Source organism: Vibrio sp. 10N.222.48.A3 (genome assembly GCF_041475345.1).
Lineage (GTDB): Bacteria > Pseudomonadota > Gammaproteobacteria > Enterobacterales > Vibrionaceae > Vibrio > Vibrio tasmaniensis_A.
Genome location: NZ_JBFRVX010001203.1, coordinates 1 through 1,760, shown reverse-complemented (window position 1 = coordinate 1,760; position 1,760 = coordinate 1). Strand labels below are relative to the sequence as shown.

Here is a 1,760-nt window from a genome sequence, read left to right as displayed (position 1 = left end):
TCCCTGCGCTATTTTTGAACACTTACTTACTGTGATTGGTATTTATGAACTAGGAACTTTTAGTATGGACCAATTTTTGCCCCAAATCTTTGCTGTGATTCACCAAATTCCATATGGGAAAGTAACAACTTATGGAGACATCGCACGTTTTTCAGGATTTCCGGGGTATGCGCGCCATGTGGGTAAAGCGCTGGGTAACCTACCAGAAGGAAGCAAACTGCCTTGGTATCGGGTGATCAATAGTAAAGGTGAGATCTCTTTGAAAGGGGATTCGTTTGATCGCCAGAAAAAGTATTTGCAAGAAGAAGGGATTGAAGTGAGTGACGCGGGAAAAGTTAAACTCAGAATATATAAATGGCAGCCCTAGAGCTGCCACTAATCGTCTATTCAACTGACTAAATTAAGCTTAATCAAGATGCCTTAACAGTGGCATCGATTTCGAATTAACGGACACCAACCAAACGTAGGTCTGCTTGTTGCGTGTTTTCTACGTCAGTAATCACTGACTTAATGGTGTCAGTAGTGAAACGTAATTTGCCGTCAACGTGAATCGTTGCGCGCATGTTGTAACGGTGGTTAGCTTTAATCTTGTTGTTGTCGTAGCTCAGCTCGAATGCGAACGGTACTTGCTTACCGTCAGTGGTGAACTCTTGAGTCGCGATAACGGTCGATGGTGCGTCAGCCAGTGAGATGTCTTCTAGCGTAACAGTCACTACTGCATTCTCTGGCAATGCAATTCTTTCACGATAGCTTACTGTTCCTGAAATCACTTGAGTGTTCTCTGCAACCACTTCCTGAGAAGCACTGGTTTCTGATGTTGCTTGGCAACCCACAAGTAGGCCAAACGATACTAAAGACGTAATAAGAATTAGAGCCTTTTTCATATTCAATTTCTCTCAACATGTTTGCCGGACTCGGCAAATCTACTCACCAATTATAAGAGAGCTTTCATATTCTGTCTCGAAACCCTATGATTTATTGACAGATATCTGACTAAGCTGAATGATTAACACCATAATCTGACACCTATTTTACCAAGAGGCATGCTGGCGATGAGTCAACCTTTAAATGAATTACTCAATTTACTTCAGCTAGAGAAACTAGAGGAAGGCCTGTTCCGCGGGCAAAGTGAGAACCTAGGTCTGCCACAGGTATACGGCGGTCAAGTATTAGGGCAAGCGCTTTCTGCTGCTCGTTATACGGTTCAAGACGACCGCAGTGTTCACTCGTTCCACAGTTACTTTCTATTTCCCGGCGACCCTGAAAAACCCATTATTTACGATGTTGAGAACCTAAGAGATGGACGCAGCTTTAGTACACGCCGCGTGAAAGCGATTCAAAATGGCCGCCCTATTTTCTATCTTACGGCTTCTTATCATGGTGACGCACCCGGCTTTGAACACCAGAATGAAATGCCAAACATCCCAGGGCCAGAGAACTTTGCATCAGAAACTGAGTTAGCAAGCCACATTGCTGAATTTTTGCCTGAGAAACTGCGTAAGACTTTCTGTGGCGAAAAGCCAATTGAGATGCGCCCGGTAACAATAGTGAACCCGCTTAACCCTAAGAAAGCCGCCCCAAAACAATACCTTTGGGTGAGAGCAAATGGCGCGATGCCAGACAACCAATTGATTCACCAATACCTGCTTGCTTACGCATCGGATTGGGGGTTCTTGGTGACGGCGCTTCACCCTCACGAAGTTTCGATCATGACACCCAACTTCCAAGTGGCAACGATTGACCACTCAATCTGGTTCCAC

General features: G+C 44.8%; 3 protein-coding genes. 2 read left to right on the top strand and 1 reads right to left on the bottom strand.

Annotated elements, in window-relative coordinates; genetic code table 11:
• Nucleotides 1-64: 64 nt before the first annotated feature.
• Complete coding sequence (locus AB4653_RS25055; RefSeq protein ID WP_102257788.1) at nucleotides 65-367, top strand: MGMT family protein; 303 nt, start codon at nucleotides 65-67, stop codon at nucleotides 365-367.
• A gap of 76 nt (nucleotides 368-443) precedes the next feature.
• Here AB4653_RS25055 and AB4653_RS25050 read toward each other — a convergent pair whose 3' ends face one another.
• The gene (locus tag AB4653_RS25050) at nucleotides 444-884 is read right to left on the bottom strand and encodes a YbaY family lipoprotein (protein ID WP_009847253.1); all 441 of its coding nucleotides are present in this window, start codon (nucleotides 882-884) and stop codon (nucleotides 444-446) included.
• 168 nt (nucleotides 885-1,052) lie between these two features.
• Here AB4653_RS25050 and AB4653_RS25045 point away from each other — a divergent pair.
• The coding region (locus tag AB4653_RS25045) for an acyl-CoA thioesterase domain-containing protein (protein WP_372105578.1) at nucleotides 1,053-1,760 on the top strand (708 nt) is incomplete at its 3' end.

Excerpts from the sequence above, each read along its gene's own strand:
- AB4653_RS25055 (WP_102257788.1), top strand. The coding sequence starts at position 65 with ATGGACCAATTTTTGCCCCAAATCTTTGCTGTGATTCACCAAATTCCA.
- AB4653_RS25050 (WP_009847253.1), bottom strand. The coding sequence starts at position 884 with ATGAAAAAGGCTCTAATTCTTATTACGTCTTTAGTATCGTTTGGCCTA.